The following is a 15548-nucleotide window of genomic DNA, read 5'->3' as shown; positions in this document are numbered from 1 at the left end:
CCCTACAAGGGCAACTCGCAACAGGGGGATCTGCATGAACCTGCTCACCGACCGCTGGATTCCAGTGCGCGACTCTCGCAACCAGTCGCGGCTGATCGCGCCCCATGAACTGACGGCAGACATCGATACCAGTCCGGTTCTGCGTCTCGACGCGCCGCGCCCGGACTTCAACGGCGCACTCGCACAGTTCCTGATTGGTCTGGTGCAAACGGCCTGGGTGTTCGCGGGCAAGCGTTGGAACCGCGAGCTGATGCTGCTGAAGCCGCCCAGCCCCGACGAACTTGAGCAAGCCTTCGCGCCCTTCATCCACGCCTTCGAGCTGGACGGTGAAGGCCCGCGCTTTATGCAGGATTTGACGCTCTGCGCCGCCGACAAACCCGCCGAAAACGGAATCGCTGCGCTGTTGATCGAATCGCCGGGCGAGCAGGCCATCGAGCGCAACCGGGATCATTTCGTCAAGCGCGGCCAAGGTTCGGCCATGTGCACGCATTGCGCCGCCATGGCCTTGTTCACCCTGATGACAAACGCCCCTGCCGGCGGGTCGGGGCATCGCACCTCGTTGCGCGGGGGCGGGCCGCTGACTACCTTGCTGATTCACGATCCTGAGGCCGAGGGCGCCGCAGCACCAGCGCTCTGGCGAGATATTGCGGCCAATGTGCGTGAGACATCGCGCTTTCTGGTCGACGCCAACCCCGAACGGGCGGAGTTCAAGCATGTCTTTCCATGGCTCGACGGCATCCAGCATCTACAACCTGGCAAAAAAACTCAGCCACTGGATGCCCATCCTGCCCAGATGTACTGGGCCATGCCGCGTCGCATCCGGCTGGTCTTCAACGATGCCGCGCCCCGCCCATGTGGACTCTGCGGCGCGACAGACCGGATGATCGTCGAGCGCTACCACACCAAGAACTACGGCATGAACTACGAGGGCCCCTGGCGGCATCCCTTGTCACCCTACTACCGCACCAAGCCAACCGAACCGGCCCTGCCGATGCACCCGCAGCAGGGTGGTCTGGGTTATCGGCACTGGCTGGGCTGGGTGTTGGGTTTGGAGCAGAAGGGCAAATCCGTGGAGCCCGCAGCGGTAGTGCGCGATCTGTTGACCGAGCAGCCCTCCGCGCAGTTCCGGCTGTGGGCGTTCGGCTACGACATGGACAAAATGAAAGCGCGCTGCTGGTACGAATCACGCTTTCCGCTGTTTGATTTCCCGCCGGGGGATGAAGCCGCCGAGTCGCTGCGCGGCCTGGTGGATCGCCTGCTGGAAACGGCCGAACTCGGCGCGGCGCTTCTTCGATGGGCGGTGCGCGATGCCTGGCTGGGCGATGCCGATGCACGTGGCGATTTGAGTTTTGTTGAGGCCGGATTCTGGAGCGCGAGTGAGCCTGGATTTTTCGTTCGTGTGGGTCAGGCCAGTGCGCTGGTCAAACAACACGGTCGTGAGGCGTTCGAACAAAGCCTGGACTTGCGAGCAGGCTGGCTGGCCGCCGTACAACGCCAGGTGCTGGCCCTGTTCGACCTGCATGCGGTGGCCGGAGGTGTTGAGGTATCGCGGCCGGACCGGTTGGCGGCAGCCCACCGCGTGCTGTGCTCGCAGCTGCGTGGCGACAAATTGCGTGCGGCCGCCGGGCTTCCGGTCGAGAGGGCCCCCGCCAAAGGGCGCGGCAAGAAGTCTTCCACTGCAACGAAGGGGTAATCCATGAACCGAGCATTCGAGCGTGGCAGCGAAACGCGTGAGGCGTTGCGCAAATGGTGGCTGGGGCTTGCGGATGACCGTGGCACTCGCGCGGAGCTGCGTCGCTGCGGCACTACTCTGCAGGTGACCCAGGTGCCGGGCTTCCATCAGCTGCGCGCCCAACTGCTGCAGGCGGGGCTGTCAACCACGCAGGCGAATACGAACGGGCTCGTCGTGGTGGCGGGCGTGCTCAGTAGCATCAAGGAGAGCGGCGACAAGTCACCGCCGCTCGCCTTCTCCGAGGGTGAGAGCGTGGCGGTTTCGCCGCTGCGCTTTCGCCAGCTGCTGGAGGCGCGCGAGGCGGATGAGTTGTTGTTGCGCCTGCGCCGTGTGCTGCCGCTCGCAAGCGGCATCGATGCCATGCAGCTCGCGTTCGATGCTTTCCACTGGAATGACGAGACCCGCAAGCAGTGGGTCTACGCCTATCGCTGGCCGTCCAAGTCGCAAGCCTGAGTCATGCCCAAATCCCTGTCGAGGAGATCAACCATGAGCCGTTTCATCCAGTTGCATGCCCTGACCAGTTACCCGCCGTCGAACCTCAACCGCGATGATCTCGGTCGCCCCAAGAGCGCCATCGTGGGCGGCAGCCAGCGGCTGCGCGTGTCTTCCCAAGCCTTGAAACGTGCTTGGCGAACGTCCGAGAGCTTTCGAGCCGCGCTCGATGGCAACCTCGGCACGCGCACCAAAGAGATGGGCGTCGAAGTCTTCAAGCAACTGGTTGCAGCGGGTGTGGCTGAAAAGCAGGCGCGTGTTTGGGCCCGCGCAATCGCCGGCTGCTTCGGAAAGTCCGAGGCTGAGAAAAAGCCCGAGTCGGACAAGAAAAGCGAAGGTGAGAACAAAGCCGAGAACTTCGACGACCTGTACATCGCGCAACTCGCGCATTTCGGGCCGGAAGAGATCCACGCCATCCATGCGCTTGTGGCCACGTTGAGCGCTGAGCAGCGCGCGCCGCAAGACGATGAACTCAAACTCCTGCGCGAGCCCAAGGCTGCCGTCGATATCGCTTTGTTTGGCCGCATGCTGGCTTCCAGCCCGGCCTTCAATGTAGACGCCGCGGCCCAGGTGGCGCATGCAATCACCGTCCACAAGGCGACCGTTGAGGACGACTATTTCACCGCGGTCGATGATCTGAACCGCGGCGATGAGGACCGTGGTGCAGGGCACATCGGCGAGACCGGCTTCGGCTCCGGCATCTACTACCTGTACGTCTGCATCGATCTTGAGTTGCTCGACAGCAACCTGGGTGGGGATGTTGCGCTGCGTAACCGTGCGCTGGCCGCGCTGGTGCAGGCGATTGCCCAGGTTGCGCCCACCGGCAAACAGAACAGCTTCGCCTCGCGTGCGCATGCATCCTGCGTGCTCGGCGAGCGTGGCGGCCAGCAGCCGCGATCATTGCACCTTGCCTACCTGCGCCCTGATCCGAAGCGCGTGGGCGACGACGACATGGCGGCCGCTGCCATTCGCGCATTGCGCGACAAGCGCGACAGCTTGGAGCAGATGTATGGCCCGTCCTGCAATGACTGGCGTGCTGCGGTTGAGGGCGAGTATCGCGAGTTGCTGGGCGAACACGCAGGATCCTTGGCCGAGCTGGTCGCCTTCCTGCAGGCGGATTGAGCCGCCATGGACTTTCTTCTGTTTCGACCCTATGCGCCGCTGGCCAGTTGGGGCGAGGTGGCGGTGGGCGAGGATCGGCCCAGCCATGAGTATCCAGGCCGTTCGGCGGTGCTGGGCCTGGTGGCAGCGGCGCTCGGCATTCGACGCGATGAGCAGGCGCGGCTGGATGCGCTGTCGGCAAGCCTGGGCCTTGCAGTGGCGGTGTACTCCAGCGGCCACCTGCTGCGCGACTACCATACTGCCCAGGTGCCCTCGGCCAGCCAGATGAAAAAGCGCCCACATCGGACCCGCGCCGATGAGCTGGCCCTGCCGCGTGCTGAGCTGAACACGATTCTCTCCAAGCGCGACTACCGTCAGGACGCGCTGTCGGTGGTGATGCTGTGGTCGCGTGGTAATGCAGCAGACGTATCGCTGGCTGAAGTCCGACAGGCGCTGCTGACGCCGCGGTTCGTGCTGTATCTCGGCCGCAAGAGCTGCCCGCCGGCCGTGCCGCTGCGGCCTCAGGTCGTCGCCGCTGACACCCTTCTGGAGGCGCTTTCGCAGGCAGACTTTCCGCCAATCTACGGCCTTCGAGGCGCCGACCAACTGCAGCGGGTCGCCTTCGACGAAGACCTGCCGGTGCCACTGGGTCAGGCTGACGCCACGGTGTTCTCGGTCACTCGACGCGACCAGCCCGGCTCGCGCCAACGCTGGCAGTTCAGCGACCGAACTGAGCGCGTCGCTTTGCTGGGTATGCCCGTACCGGTTGAATCGGGAGTACAGCCATGAGCTACTTCAGCCGCATCCAGCTCGATACCGCGCACCCGCAGGCGCGACAGGCCTTGCTTCAGGCTGGCGTAGGGCATGCCTACCGCGAGCACCAATGGCTTTGGCAATTCTTCGCCACCGAGCACCAAGCACCGCGGGACTTTCTGTTTCGCCGCATCGAGCCGCGTGATGATCAGCCTGGCGTGGTCTACACCGTGTCTGCGCGCGCGCCACTGGCGCCGCACCCCGCGTGGCGGGTCGATTCACGCGAATACCAACCGGCACTTGCACAGGGCGAGCGCCTGCGTTTTGAGTTGAGGGCCAACCCGGTGCGCAGTATTCGTCCTGAAGGGGCCGACCCAAAGCGGCGCTCCAAGCGGCACGACGTGGTGATGCACGCCAAGAAGCATCTGATCGCAGCGCACTCTGCGGGCACATGGTCAAAGCTGGGCGATGCCGAGCGCCCGGCCTTGTACCCGCTGGTGCATGAGGCCGTGGCCGACTGGCTGCTGGGCAATGCCGATCGGCCGGGCGTGGCAGCGCGGCATGGCTTCATCCTCGATGCGCCCAGTTTGCAGGTGGACTCCTACCTCCAGCATCGATTCCCCCGGGGCAACAAGGCGCCCATCAGCCTCAGCACGGTGGACATCAGCGGCGTGCTCGAAGTGCGCGATCCCTTGGCGTTCTCCAATGCCTTGCTGCGCGGGATCGGCCATGCCAAAGCCTTCGGATGTGGCTTGCTGCTGGCTCGGCGAGCGGATTAAAGTGCACACACCTGTGGGCACTTTGCGAGCGAGCCATGCACACCTTCACCATTCGCGATCTGCGCGACCGTACCGCCGAGATCGTGCGAGAGGCAGAGGCTGGACATCTTTCAGTCGTGACCAAACACGGCCAGCCCGTGTTTGTTGCCGTGCCCTTCGACGAGGCCCTGCTGCGGGAGGGTGTGTTGGTCAGCCTTGCCACGCACCTGTTCAAGGCGGCAGAGCTATCGCTCAGCCGAGCGGCACGCTTGGCGGGCATGAGCATCTTGGAGTTCATGGACACGTTGGCCCGGGCGGGCATTGCAGTCGCCAGGCCGGAGCCGGGCGAGCTGGAGCAGGAGCTGCAGGCCCTTGGTGACTGAGCTGCTGGCGGTGGATGCGGGACCGATGATTGCGCTGGCACGCATCGAAGGTCTGGAGCTTCTGCCGCGCTTGTTCTCGCAAGCGCAGGTCACTGAGCAGGTCGTGCAGGAATGTCTGGCCCCGCCAGAGCGCAGTGAGGCGAAATCGATTCGCGCCGCGCTCGCTGCCGGTTGGATTGCGCAATGCGGGGCGCCTGACTACGCCATGCAACATCAGGGGCTGGGTTCCGGTGAAGCCAGCACCTTGGCATTGGCGGCGCAACGACGATGCATCGTATTGGTCGATGACCGCCTGGCGCGTCGGGTCGCCACAGAGCTCGGCCTGCAGTTGGTCGGATGCCTGGGCGTGTTGATCGCGGCGAAGCGCCGTGGTCTGCTGATGAACATTCGCCCCAAGCTCGATCAGCTGGCCGCATCGGGGTACTTTCTTTCCGGTGCACTCCAACGCGAAGCGCTTCGTCTGGCCGGAGAGCAGGACCCATGAGCCACGTGTTGCCACCCCTGAAACCCATCCCGATCAAAGAGCGGCTGTCGATTCTGTTCGTCAGCAAGGGTCAGCTCGATGTGCTCGATGGCGCTTTCGTATTGGTCGACAAAACCGGTGTGCGCAAACACATTCCGATCGGTGGGGTGGCGTGCCTGATGCTGGAAGTAGGCACCCGGATTTCACACGCCGCCGTGCGCCTTGCCGCCCAGGTCGGCACCTTGCTGGTATGGGTCGGCGAAGCGGGCGTGCGCTTCTACTCGGCGGGCCAACCCGGCGGCGCACGGTCCGATCGTTTGCTGTACCAAGCAGCCTTGGCCTTGGACGAAACCGCTCGCCTGAAAGTTGTAAGGGCGATGTACAAACGCCGCTTTGGCGACGAGCCGCCGCAACGCCGCAGCGTCGACCAGCTGCGTGGCATCGAGGGTGCTCGTGTACGCGAAACCTACAAACTGCTTGCGCGCAAGTTTGGCGTTGAATGGAAGCGACGCGACTACGATGTCGAAACCTGGAACGCGGGCGACCTGCCCAATCGCTGCCTGTCGGCCGCCACATCCTGCCTCTACGGCATCACCGAGGCCGCAGTGCTGGCCGCCGGCTACGCGCCCGCGGTGGGGTTCATCCACACCGGCAAGCCCTTGTCCTTCGTCTACGACGTGGCCGACATCTACAAGTTTGAAACCGTGGTGCCGGTTGCCTTTGCTGTCGCCGCGCGCCAGCCGGAAAACCCCGAACAAATGGTGCGTCTGCAGTGTCGCGATGCGTTCCGCAAAACGCGCCTGCTGGAGCGGATCATCCCGGACATTGAAGAGATTCTCGCGGCGGGCGAGTTGACACCACCGCAGCCGCACGAGGACCAGATCGAACCCGCCATCCCCAATCCGGAGTCGATCGGCGACCCCGGGCACAGGGCCTGAGCATGGTTGTGATCGTGCTGGAGAACGCACCCCCTCGTCTGCGCGGCAGGCTGGCCATCTGGCTGCTCGAAGTTCGGGCTGGCGTGTATGTGGGTGACTACAACCGCAAAGTGCGCGAATACCTCTGGCAGCAGGTGGTGGAAGGCATCGAGCAGGGCAACGCCGTGCTGATGTGGCGCGACCTCGGGCAGGAGGCCGGCTTCCAGTTCGAAACGATCGGCGAGAACCGGCGCATTCCGTCTGAAATGGATGGCGTACGTCTGGTCGACTTCCTCCCCGAACAGGCCGCACCCGCGGGACCGTGAACGCGTGCTCTTTGACAGCCTGACATTGAGCGCGATCGCGCTGAGTGACAGCTCGTTCAGCTTGGTAGAATTCTCCAGCTGTCGAAAGCGTTGGTAGATCAACTGGTTGCAAGAAGACCGTTCCCCGCATGCGCGGGGATGCACCGCCTTTGCCCGCATGATCGTCTGCGACATCTGCCCGTTCCCCGCATGCGCGGGGATGCACCGACCACTGACAGCGACGAATCCGTGCTGGCCTACCGTTCCCCGCATGCGCGGGGATGCACCGCTGATTGCGGCCGTCAACGCAGCCGAGTCCGACCGTTCCCCGCATGCGCGGGGATGCACCGTAGCCCCAGCATCTCGCCCGCGCCCTTCTTGCCCGTTCCCCGCATGCGCGGGGATGCACCGCCAGTGCACCGCGGCCCAGTGTTTCCGGTGTCCCGTTCCCCGCATGCGCGGGGATGCACCGCCGGTCCAGTACCCGGTGCCGAGGTCGCGGTTCCGTTCCCCGCATGCGCGGGGATGCACCGGCAGCGTTCTTACGGCGCTGTTCGTTGGTGATCCGTTCCCCGCATGCGCGGGGATGCACCGGCTCCGATGAAGACGCGCCCGCTGGTCACAGACCGTTCCCCGCATGCGCGGGGATGCACCGGAATCGGGGTCGCCGAGCTTGTCGACCAACTGCCGTTCCCCGCATGCGCGGGGATGCACCGTCTCCCCCTGCTTCGATGATTTGTCAGCGCTTCCCGTTCCCCGCATGCGCGGGGATGCACCGGATGCGGCGGGCACAGGAGTTGTGGCCGCTCCCCGTTCCCCGCATGCGCGGGGATGCACCGCATGAATTCCAGATTGAGGCGTTCTGCGAGGGCCCGTTCCCCGCATGCGCGGGGATGCACCGTCGTTTGTGTTCCTGGTTGCCGGCGCGCTGGTCCGTTCCCCGCATGCGCGGGGATGCACCGTCTTCCAGTGTGAGGTAGTTTCTATCATCGACCCGTTCCCCGCATGCGCGGGGATGCACCGGTTGCGTTGGTGCGGTAGGCTTCGATTGCCATCCGTTCCCCGCATGCGCGGGGATGCACCGGCCCGAGACGCCATCGCCAAGACCAAGAGGGGCCGTTCCCCGCATGCGCGGGGATGCACCGGCGCAAGGCAGCTGCCGCCCGCCGCTGCCAGTCCGTTCCCCGCATGCGCGGGGATGCACCGTTAGCGGTTCCTAGTTGGGTCACTCTAGCGGGCCGTTCCCCGCATGCGCGGGGATGCACCGAAAGCAAGGGCGTTGTTGATGTGGGGATCACCCCGTTCCCCGCATGCGCGGGGATGCACCGCTTTGCGATCCGTCGGCGATGGCGCAAGCGTCCCGTTCCCCGCATGCGCGGGGATGCACCGATTGTGTAAAGGCAGCTAATCACATGGATGCACCGTTCCCCGCATGCGCGGGGATGCACCGTCGCGACTATGAACAACACAACGGAGACACCACCGTTCCCCGCATGCGCGGGGATGCACCGAGGACGGTGCAAGAGCCATACGGACGAAATTCCCGTTCCCCGCATGCGCGGGGATGCACCGCTCCAGCAGATCAGACAACTGACTGAGTCAAACCGTTCCCCGCATGCGCGGGGATGCACCGGGGGCGACATTCATTGCCGCGCTGGCGCTGACCCGTTCCCCGCATGCGCGGGGATGCACCGGATGCGGTCAATGCGTTGATCAGGGGCGAGGGCCGTTCCCCGCATGCGCGGGGATGCACCGGGACTGGAGCCGTTGGCAAGACTTGGCAAACACCGTTCCCCGCATGCGCGGGGATGCACCGGCGAACATGGCCGCAGAGGAGGGCCGACTGTTCCCGTTCCCCGCATGCGCGGGGATGCACCGGACCTGATGAACGCGGACCGACCCGTCTCCTTCCGTTCCCCGCATGCGCGGGGATGCACCGTACAAGAAGCTCGCGACGATCGCCGTCATTTCCCGTTCCCCGCATGCGCGGGGATGCACCGGCGAGTTCGTCGAGGCCGAGCAGCAGCAGGAACCGTTCCCCGCATGCGCGGGGATGCACCGTCATCCCGATCCGGCCGATCAATCAGGCATCGCCGTTCCCCGCATGCGCGGGGATGCACCGCGCTAGGGACAGGGGTAGCGGACTGTTCGATCCCGTTCCCCGCATGCGCGGGGATGCACCGGCGGTCGCGATTGTGGAGAGCTACATCGTGATCCGTTCCCCGCATGCGCGGGGATGCACCGCTCACCGCCGCTGCAATGACCGCCGTCGACCGCCGTTCCCCGCATGCGCGGGGATGCACCGGTAGCCGATCAGGGTCGGGTGACCTTGGGCGGCCGTTCCCCGCATGCGCGGGGATGCACCGTTCTGCGGCTTGGCGGATTGCTTCGGTCGTGGCCGTTCCCCGCATGCGCGGGGATGCACCGCCGGCAGCTACCAGAAGCGCCGGCATCAGGGTCCGTTCCCCGCATGCGCGGGGATGCACCGCCTACCTGACCAACGGCCACTACGGAGTCGTGCCGTTCCCCGCATGCGCGGGGATGCACCGTTGACGAAGCCGTGCAAGTGACGCTGTGCGTCCCGTTCCCCGCATGCGCGGGGATGCACCGTTGATCCTGTGCAGCCCGATGCGCTCGTGAACCCGTTCCCCGCATGCGCGGGGATGCACCGACTGGCTGCGCGTACAGGCATCCCGAGGCGACCCGTTCCCCGCATGCGCGGGGATGCACCGATACGCGCCAGGCCGCCACGTGCGCAGGTAGACCGTTCCCCGCATGCGCGGGGATGCACCGGCAACCGGCACACGGAGCGCGGCAAGCTGCTGCCGTTCCCCGCATGCGCGGGGATGCACCGTACGCCTTCCGCTCCAGCTTCATCAAGGGTGACCGTTCCCCGCATGCGCGGGGATGCACCGTCTACAAACTCGAAACAAACTGAAGTTACTGCCCGTTCCCCGCATGCGCGGGGATGCACCGGCTTGTCCTTCATGGGCAAGCGCTGGGACTACCCGTTCCCCGCATGCGCGGGGATGCACCGTCGTCCATGTTCGTCTCCTGTGTGGTTCCGCGCCGTTCCCCGCATGCGCGGGGATGCACCGACGCTTGGTGTGCCAAATCGCTTCCACGCACCCCGTTCCCCGCATGCGCGGGGATGCACCGGGTTGTATGGATGGGGTGCTGTCTTGGGAGTGCCGTTCCCCGCATGCGCGGGGATGCACCGTCCGACTGCGTGGCGACGGGATCGTCGACCCCCCGTTCCCCGCATGCGCGGGGATGCACCGTATTCCGAAATCAACGTCGCGCGCCGGTTCGCCCGTTCCCCGCATGCGCGGGGATGCACCGCACACGACCGCGAGCTGAGGCGCCAGGTCGGACCGTTCCCCGCATGCGCGGGGATGCACCGCCTTCGTAGCAGCTGGCGTTGTCGGTTCCCTTCCGTTCCCCGCATGCGCGGGGATGCACCGATCGCCACGCAGTGATTGTCAGGAATCACAGCCCGTTCCCCGCATGCGCGGGGATGCACGGTATTGCGTGTCCGTGGGCGCGAAGTTGTTCGCCCGTTCCCCGAATGCGCGGGGATGTACCGTACGCCTTCGCCAGCGTGTACTCCCACTGCTGCCGTTCCCCGCATGCGCGGGGATGCACCGATCACCAAGATCGAGGCGCTGCTGGCCGACATCCGCTCCCCGCATGCGCGGGGAAGCACCTATCGCTGGAGTGACGCCGGCGGGCACCTGGTTCCGTTCCCCGCACTCGCGCAATCCTTGATCGGCCACCGGCACCTGCGGGCGATCAAGCTCTCCGCGAACCACGCTGTCATTCCAGTCGACCAAAACCCTGGGTTATCTTCCGGGCTCGCCGTGGCGCGGGCATCGAACCGTCGGGCTCATACCCCGAAACCGTTCTTGGACGTCAGGACCTGGACGCGTCACGGCGTTCTCTCAATGGAATCGAGTGTGTCTGCGGTGCGAGGCTCTTCCGCATGCGGGGCACCTTGAACAGCAACGCTCGGCGCTGTCGTCGAATGCGCGCCGATGCCTGCATGCCGATGCGCGCATCCGGCCGACGCGCATGCCGGCGGAGCAGGGGGCGGAGGCAGCTCTCGATCTCGGCGGCGCCTGGAGCGAGTAGGCGGCGGATGCGCTGCGCTTATCGCACCCTACAACGGCGGCGCCTGGGGTGCGTGCGATGGCGCAACAGGCTTGCTGGGCGGCGCCGAGGGACGGCCAGGGCCACGCTAGCCGAAACTCAGCCTGGCGCACAGTTCTGCACCCGCGTGCCCGCGCAGTGCCCCAACCCGTCCTTGATCTGCAATACTCCGCCGCTTACTCATCTGTTGCCCTCGACAAGGCGCCGCCTGCAAGCATTCGCGGTGCTTCGGGTGTGCGGGGGTCTTCATTCGCGCGGTGGTGCTTCGCTGGCCGCGCTCGGGTTCGAGGTCAGAGATCGCTGATGGCAAAGCCGACGGCACAAGCGGGCGCACAGATTGCGGCCAATATGGAGGCGCGCTTCGCCGCGCTGGCGCCGGCGGAGAAGGCCTTGGTCGAACTGCTGGCGCTGACCGATTCGCCGGTGTCGCGGGTGCCGCTGCAGAAGGCTTTGGGCATCTGCGGGCTGGACCCGTTCTGGGTGTCGCCGAACCCGGGCGAAGTCACGCGCCGGGTCGGCCAGCTGACCGCCTTCGTCAACTTCCGCAGTGCCGATCATCTGGCGCCCCTGCACCCGATCAAGCTGCGGGTGATGGCGGCGCGCAGCCTGCTGGAGAGTGGGCGTGCCAAGAAGGTGGCGCAGGCGCTGATGGGGCCGCAGCGCAGGGCGCTGGCCGAGGTTGAATCGCAGTACCACTCGGATCTGCGCGAGCGTCTTCGCATCGCCGCGGCGCTGGGTGGCGCGAGTGGCGAGGGCTTCGGTCTGGGCGCGTTCTACACCAGTGACGACAGCGCCCTGCAGACGGTGCTGCGCCCGCTGGCGCTGTTGGCGATCGAGCTGGGCGCGGAAATCTGCAGCGGCATGTCGGCGACCTTTGCCGGGCCGGTGTTGTCATCGGTGATGCTCGCGGAGCTGGCGCACCCCGCCTCCGCCAAGCAAGGCAGCTATGCGTCGGCGATGCAACAGTACGCCGACCGCCCGGAGCTGCGCATGCAGCTGCTGCCGGTGATGGTTGAGCACGCCCTGCTGCGCGGCGAGCTGCCGCGCCTGCTTGAGTTGGGCGTGGATTTCACCATCGTTGCCCCCGCGCTGCGCGCCTGCGAGCAGCTGCTGCAGGGGGCCGCACCGACCGATGCACTGCCCGGTTTCGAGGCTTCGCTGGCGACGATGCGCAAGGCCAATGGCCCTCGCTATCGGCCGACCGGCCTGCTTGGTCTGATGCATCTGGCTTGTCTCAGCGTGGCCACAGCCCCCCGCGACCTGAAGCGCCGCGAGCAGCTGGCGCGCGGCGTCATCGAGCTGCATCCGGTGGATGGCGGCAATGCACAGCTGGCCTGGCAGCAGTTCACTCAGGCGCACCAGGAAGGTCGCGTGCTGAACGGTTTTCGCCTGCCGACCGATCCGCGTCCGCTGGAGGTCTGGTGGGTGGGGGTGCTGCATCGCTGGTCGGGCCTGGCGCCGAACAAGACCCTGCAAGCGGCCCTGCACACCGCGCGCGCGCAGGCCACGGCGTTTGGCTGGCGCTGGCTGCAGGCGCAGATCGACTGCCAGCTGGATGCGCCGGACGTTCAGGTGCAGCCCGATCTGTTGGGCTGGATCGAAGCGGCGCCGCCCTGGCAGTCCGCGCTCAATGCGCTGGGCCAGGCGCTGGCGACACAGCCGCTGAAGAACAGCGATGACGCCGAGCCGTCGAACTACTCCCAGCTCACGGTGCAGGTGGCGGTGCACCAAGGCGAGCAGTCCGCCCTGCAGCTGAATCTGGTGGAGCATCGTCCAAACGCGAAAGGTGGCTGGTCGTCGGGGCGCGAGGTGCGCAGCATCCAGGGCGTGGCCAATCTGCAGGAGCGCCTGCCGCCCGGCGATGACCCTGATCGCCGCCTGGTGTCGGCGATGATGGCCGATGCCGCGCGCCGAGACTTCTACGGCGAGTTTGCGGCGCAGTCGCGCACCGTCAATGCCTTGATCGGCCACCCGCGCGTGTTCGACATGAAGGATCAGCCGCTGCAGGTGCGCGAGCTGGAGCCGCGGCTGCAAACGCGACGCCTGCCGGATGGGCGCATCGAGCTGAAGCTCGACCCGGCCCTGACCAGCGGCGCCGAGCCGCTGCTGATCCGGCAGGGTGGTGAGCTGCTGCGCTTCAAGCCGAGCCCGACCCAGGCCAAGATCGCCGGCATCATCGGCAGCGGCCTGGCCCTGCCGCCCGAAGCCCTGAGCCAGTTCATGCAGATGCTGCCCGGGCTTGGGCGCACGCTGAATCTGGACGGCAGCCTTGAAGCCTTGGGCTTGCAGGACGTGCAGGCGCAGGCCGCGCTGGTCGCGCAGTTGGAGCCGGCCGGCGAGGGGCTCGCTGTGCGGATCGGGCTGCGTCCGCTTGGCGCCGACGGCCCGTTCGTGCTGCCTGCGGTGGGCGCCGACGTGGTGCTGGGCCAGTCCAACGGTGCGGCCTGCCGCGCGCGGCGTGATTTCACCGCCGAGCGCCGCGCGCTGGCGGCGCTGGAAGAAGCGGTGCCCCTGCTGGCCGGCCTGCCGGCAGGCGAGAGCCTGCGCGTGGAAGCGCCGGACGAAGCCCTGGATGTGCTTGCCCAACTGCAGGAACACGCCGAACTGGGCCTGGAGTGGAAGGCCGGCAAATCGATGCGGGTTGCGCGTATCGGCGGAAAGGACCCGCTGCAGATCAAGGTCGCCGCCAAGCGCGATTGGTTCGCCGCCAGCGGTGGCCTCACCCTGGATGACGGCAGCGTGGTCGCGCTGGCCGAAGTGCTGCGCGGCCTGCCTTCGGGGCAGGGCCGCTATCTGCGTCTCGACGGTGATCGCGTGCTCGCGCTGGATGCCGAACTGCGGCGACGCCTGCAGGTGCTGCGCGCCTTTGCCGATGAGCGCGGCCAGGTGCAGGTGCCGATGGCGGCGGCCTACGCGCTGGAGGGCGCGCTGGATGAAAGCAGCCAGCTGGATGCCGCGTTCCGCAAGCAGCTGAAGCGCATGGACGCGGCGCGCGATCTGCAGCCGGAACTGCCGCGCCTGCTGCAAGCCGAGCTGCGCGACTACCAGATCGACGGCTACAAGTTTCTGCTGCGCTTGGCCGCCTGGGGCGCGGGCGCCTGTCTGGCTGACGACATGGGCCTGGGCAAGACGGTTCAGGCGCTGGCGGTGTTGCTGGCGCGCGCGGGCGAAGGCCCGGCCCTGGTGGTGGCCCCGACCAGCCTGGTCGGCAACTGGCGCGGCGAAGCGACGCGATTTGCGCCGAGCCTGAACATTCGCGTCTACGGCGACGGCGACCGCGAGGCCGCATTGTCCGAGCTCGCTGCCGGCGATGTGGTGGTGGTCAGTTACGGTCTGCTGGTATCGAACATCGATGCCTTCGCCGAGCTCGAATTCGCCAGCCTGGTGCTGGATGAAGCCCAAGCGTTCAAGAACGCGGCCACCCAGCGCGCGCAGGCGGTGCGTCGGCTCAAGGCGGGATTCCGCATGGCCTGCACCGGCACGCCGCTGGAGAATCACCTTGGCGAGCTGTGGAGCCTGTTCCGGGTGTTGAACCCCGGCTTGCTGGGCAGCGAGGAATCCTTCCGCACGCGCTTTCTGCTGCCGCTGGAACGCGACCCACGCGGCCCGCAGCGCGAGATCCTGCGGCGTCTGATCGCCCCCTTCCTGCTGCGCCGGACCAAGTCCGAAGTGCTGAGTGAGCTGCCGGCGCGCACCGAGATCGTGCAGAGCATCGAGCCCTCGCCCGGCGAGGCCCAGCTGCTGGCCGCGCTGCGCAAACAGGCGCTGGAGCGGCTCAGCGCCGAGGCGATGCCGGGCGAATCCAAGCGCTTCCAGATTCTGGCCGAGCTGACCCGGCTGCGCCGCGCCGCCTGCCATCCGAACCTGGTCGCGCCCGAGTTGAAGCTCACCAGCGCCAAGCTCGAACAGCTGGTCGAGCTGGTCACCGAGCTGATCGACAACCGCCATCGGGCCCTGGTGTTCAGCCAGTTCACCGACTACCTGGCGATCGTGCGCGCGCGCTTCGAGGCCGAGGGCATCGCCTATCGCTACCTTGATGGCAGTACGCCCTCGAACAAGCGCGAGGCCGAGGTCGCCGCGTTCCAGCGCGGCGAAGGCGATGTGTTCCTGCTGAGCCTGAAGGCCGGCGGCGTCGGCTTGAACCTGACCGCCGCCGACTATGTGATCCATCTCGATCCGTGGTGGAACCCGGCCGTGGAGCAGCAGGCCACCGACCGCGCCCATCGCATCGGCCAGACCCGTCCGGTGACGGTCTACAAGCTGGTGCTGGCCGGCAGTATCGAGCAGCAGATTCTCGACATGCACGGCGCCAAGCGCGAGTTGATCGACCAGGTGATTGGTGATCAGGCCAGCGCGACGGCAGTCGGTGTGGATGAGCTGCTGGGGCTGTTGAGCGGGGCTTGAGGCAGCGGATCGAGCCTTGGTGTGGCGGCCAGGTGCGCACGCAAAAGCGGGGCCGTTGGACGGCCCCGCTTGGGTTCGAGCTGGCGCAGCG

Annotated in this window: 10 protein-coding genes and 1 CRISPR repeat array; all 10 genes read left to right on the top strand. The window is 66.6% G+C overall.

Going from position 1 to position 15548, the window contains the following annotated elements:
* The first annotated feature begins 34 nt into the window (after positions 1-34).
* The 10 genes from casA (at position 35) to ACIQ7H_RS02985 (ending at position 15457) form a co-directional block, all read left to right on the top strand.
* Positions 35-1693 (top strand): type I-E CRISPR-associated protein Cse1/CasA, encoded by a 1659-nt coding sequence (casA, locus tag ACIQ7H_RS03030; protein WP_395788251.1) that lies wholly within the window; start codon positions 35-37, stop codon positions 1691-1693.
* Positions 1694-1696: 3 nt separating this feature from the next.
* Entirely contained in the window at positions 1697-2185 is a 489-nt protein-coding gene (gene casB / locus ACIQ7H_RS03025; protein WP_395788249.1) for a type I-E CRISPR-associated protein Cse2/CasB, read from the top strand.
* A gap of 33 nt (positions 2186-2218) precedes the next feature.
* Entirely contained in the window at positions 2219-3346 is a 1128-nt protein-coding gene (cas7e, locus tag ACIQ7H_RS03020) for a type I-E CRISPR-associated protein Cas7/Cse4/CasC (RefSeq protein WP_395788247.1), read from the top strand.
* 6 nt (positions 3347-3352) lie between these two features.
* Positions 3353-4114: a type I-E CRISPR-associated protein Cas5/CasD gene (gene cas5e, locus ACIQ7H_RS03015; RefSeq protein ID WP_395788245.1), complete on the top strand. Its 762-nt coding sequence runs from the start codon at positions 3353-3355 to the stop codon at positions 4112-4114.
* Positions 4111-4857, top strand: coding sequence for a type I-E CRISPR-associated protein Cas6/Cse3/CasE (gene cas6e / locus ACIQ7H_RS03010; RefSeq protein ID WP_395788243.1), 747 nt, complete (start codon positions 4111-4113; stop codon positions 4855-4857). The genes cas5e and cas6e overlap by 4 nt, the downstream gene beginning before the upstream one ends.
* Positions 4858-4892: 35 nt before the next feature.
* Positions 4893-5219, top strand: a complete 327-nt coding sequence (locus ACIQ7H_RS03005; protein ID WP_395788241.1) for a type II toxin-antitoxin system prevent-host-death family antitoxin — start codon at positions 4893-4895, stop codon at positions 5217-5219.
* Positions 5212-5703, top strand: a complete 492-nt coding sequence (locus ACIQ7H_RS03000) for a DUF3368 domain-containing protein (protein WP_395788358.1) — start codon at positions 5212-5214, stop codon at positions 5701-5703. The genes ACIQ7H_RS03005 and ACIQ7H_RS03000 overlap by 8 nt, the downstream gene beginning before the upstream one ends.
* Entirely contained in the window at positions 5700-6620 is a 921-nt protein-coding gene (gene cas1e / locus ACIQ7H_RS02995) for a type I-E CRISPR-associated endonuclease Cas1e (protein WP_395788239.1), read from the top strand. Before ACIQ7H_RS03000 ends, cas1e begins: the two co-directional genes overlap by 4 nt.
* A 2-nt stretch (positions 6621-6622) precedes the next feature.
* Positions 6623-6925, top strand: coding sequence for a type I-E CRISPR-associated endoribonuclease Cas2e (gene cas2e, locus ACIQ7H_RS02990; protein ID WP_395788237.1), 303 nt, complete (start codon positions 6623-6625; stop codon positions 6923-6925).
* A gap of 117 nt (positions 6926-7042) precedes the next feature.
* Positions 7043-10612: a CRISPR direct-repeat array (repeat unit 29 nt; unit sequence CCGTTCCCCGCATGCGCGGGGATGCACCG).
* Between the two features lie 744 nt (positions 10613-11356).
* Positions 11357-15457 carry a DEAD/DEAH box helicase gene (locus ACIQ7H_RS02985; RefSeq protein ID WP_395788235.1) on the top strand — a complete coding sequence of 1367 codons (4101 nt, stop codon included), beginning with the start codon at positions 11357-11359 and terminating at the stop codon, positions 15455-15457.
* Positions 15458-15548 lie beyond the last annotated feature (91 nt).

Source organism: Aquimonas sp., from assembly GCF_044377145.1.
GTDB lineage: Bacteria > Pseudomonadota > Gammaproteobacteria > Xanthomonadales > Xanthomonadaceae > Aquimonas.
The sequence above is the reverse complement of the archived record's forward strand: the minus strand, read 5'-3'. Positions and strand labels throughout refer to the sequence as shown.

What these genes read in the sequence shown, in the direction of transcription:
- casA (WP_395788251.1), top strand. Translation starts at nt 35, where the DNA reads ATGAACCTGCTCACCGACCGCTGGATTCCAGTGCGCGACTCTCGCAAC.
- casB (WP_395788249.1), top strand. Translation starts at nt 1,697, where the DNA reads ATGAACCGAGCATTCGAGCGTGGCAGCGAAACGCGTGAGGCGTTGCGC.
- cas7e (WP_395788247.1), top strand. Translation starts at nt 2,219, where the DNA reads ATGAGCCGTTTCATCCAGTTGCATGCCCTGACCAGTTACCCGCCGTCG.
- cas5e (WP_395788245.1), top strand. Translation starts at nt 3,353, where the DNA reads ATGGACTTTCTTCTGTTTCGACCCTATGCGCCGCTGGCCAGTTGGGGC.
- cas6e (WP_395788243.1), top strand. Translation starts at nt 4,111, where the DNA reads ATGAGCTACTTCAGCCGCATCCAGCTCGATACCGCGCACCCGCAGGCG.
- ACIQ7H_RS03005 (WP_395788241.1), top strand. Translation starts at nt 4,893, where the DNA reads ATGCACACCTTCACCATTCGCGATCTGCGCGACCGTACCGCCGAGATC.
- cas1e (WP_395788239.1), top strand. Translation starts at nt 5,700, where the DNA reads ATGAGCCACGTGTTGCCACCCCTGAAACCCATCCCGATCAAAGAGCGG.
- cas2e (WP_395788237.1), top strand. Translation starts at nt 6,623, where the DNA reads ATGGTTGTGATCGTGCTGGAGAACGCACCCCCTCGTCTGCGCGGCAGG.
- ACIQ7H_RS02985 (WP_395788235.1), top strand. Translation starts at nt 11,357, where the DNA reads ATGGCAAAGCCGACGGCACAAGCGGGCGCACAGATTGCGGCCAATATG.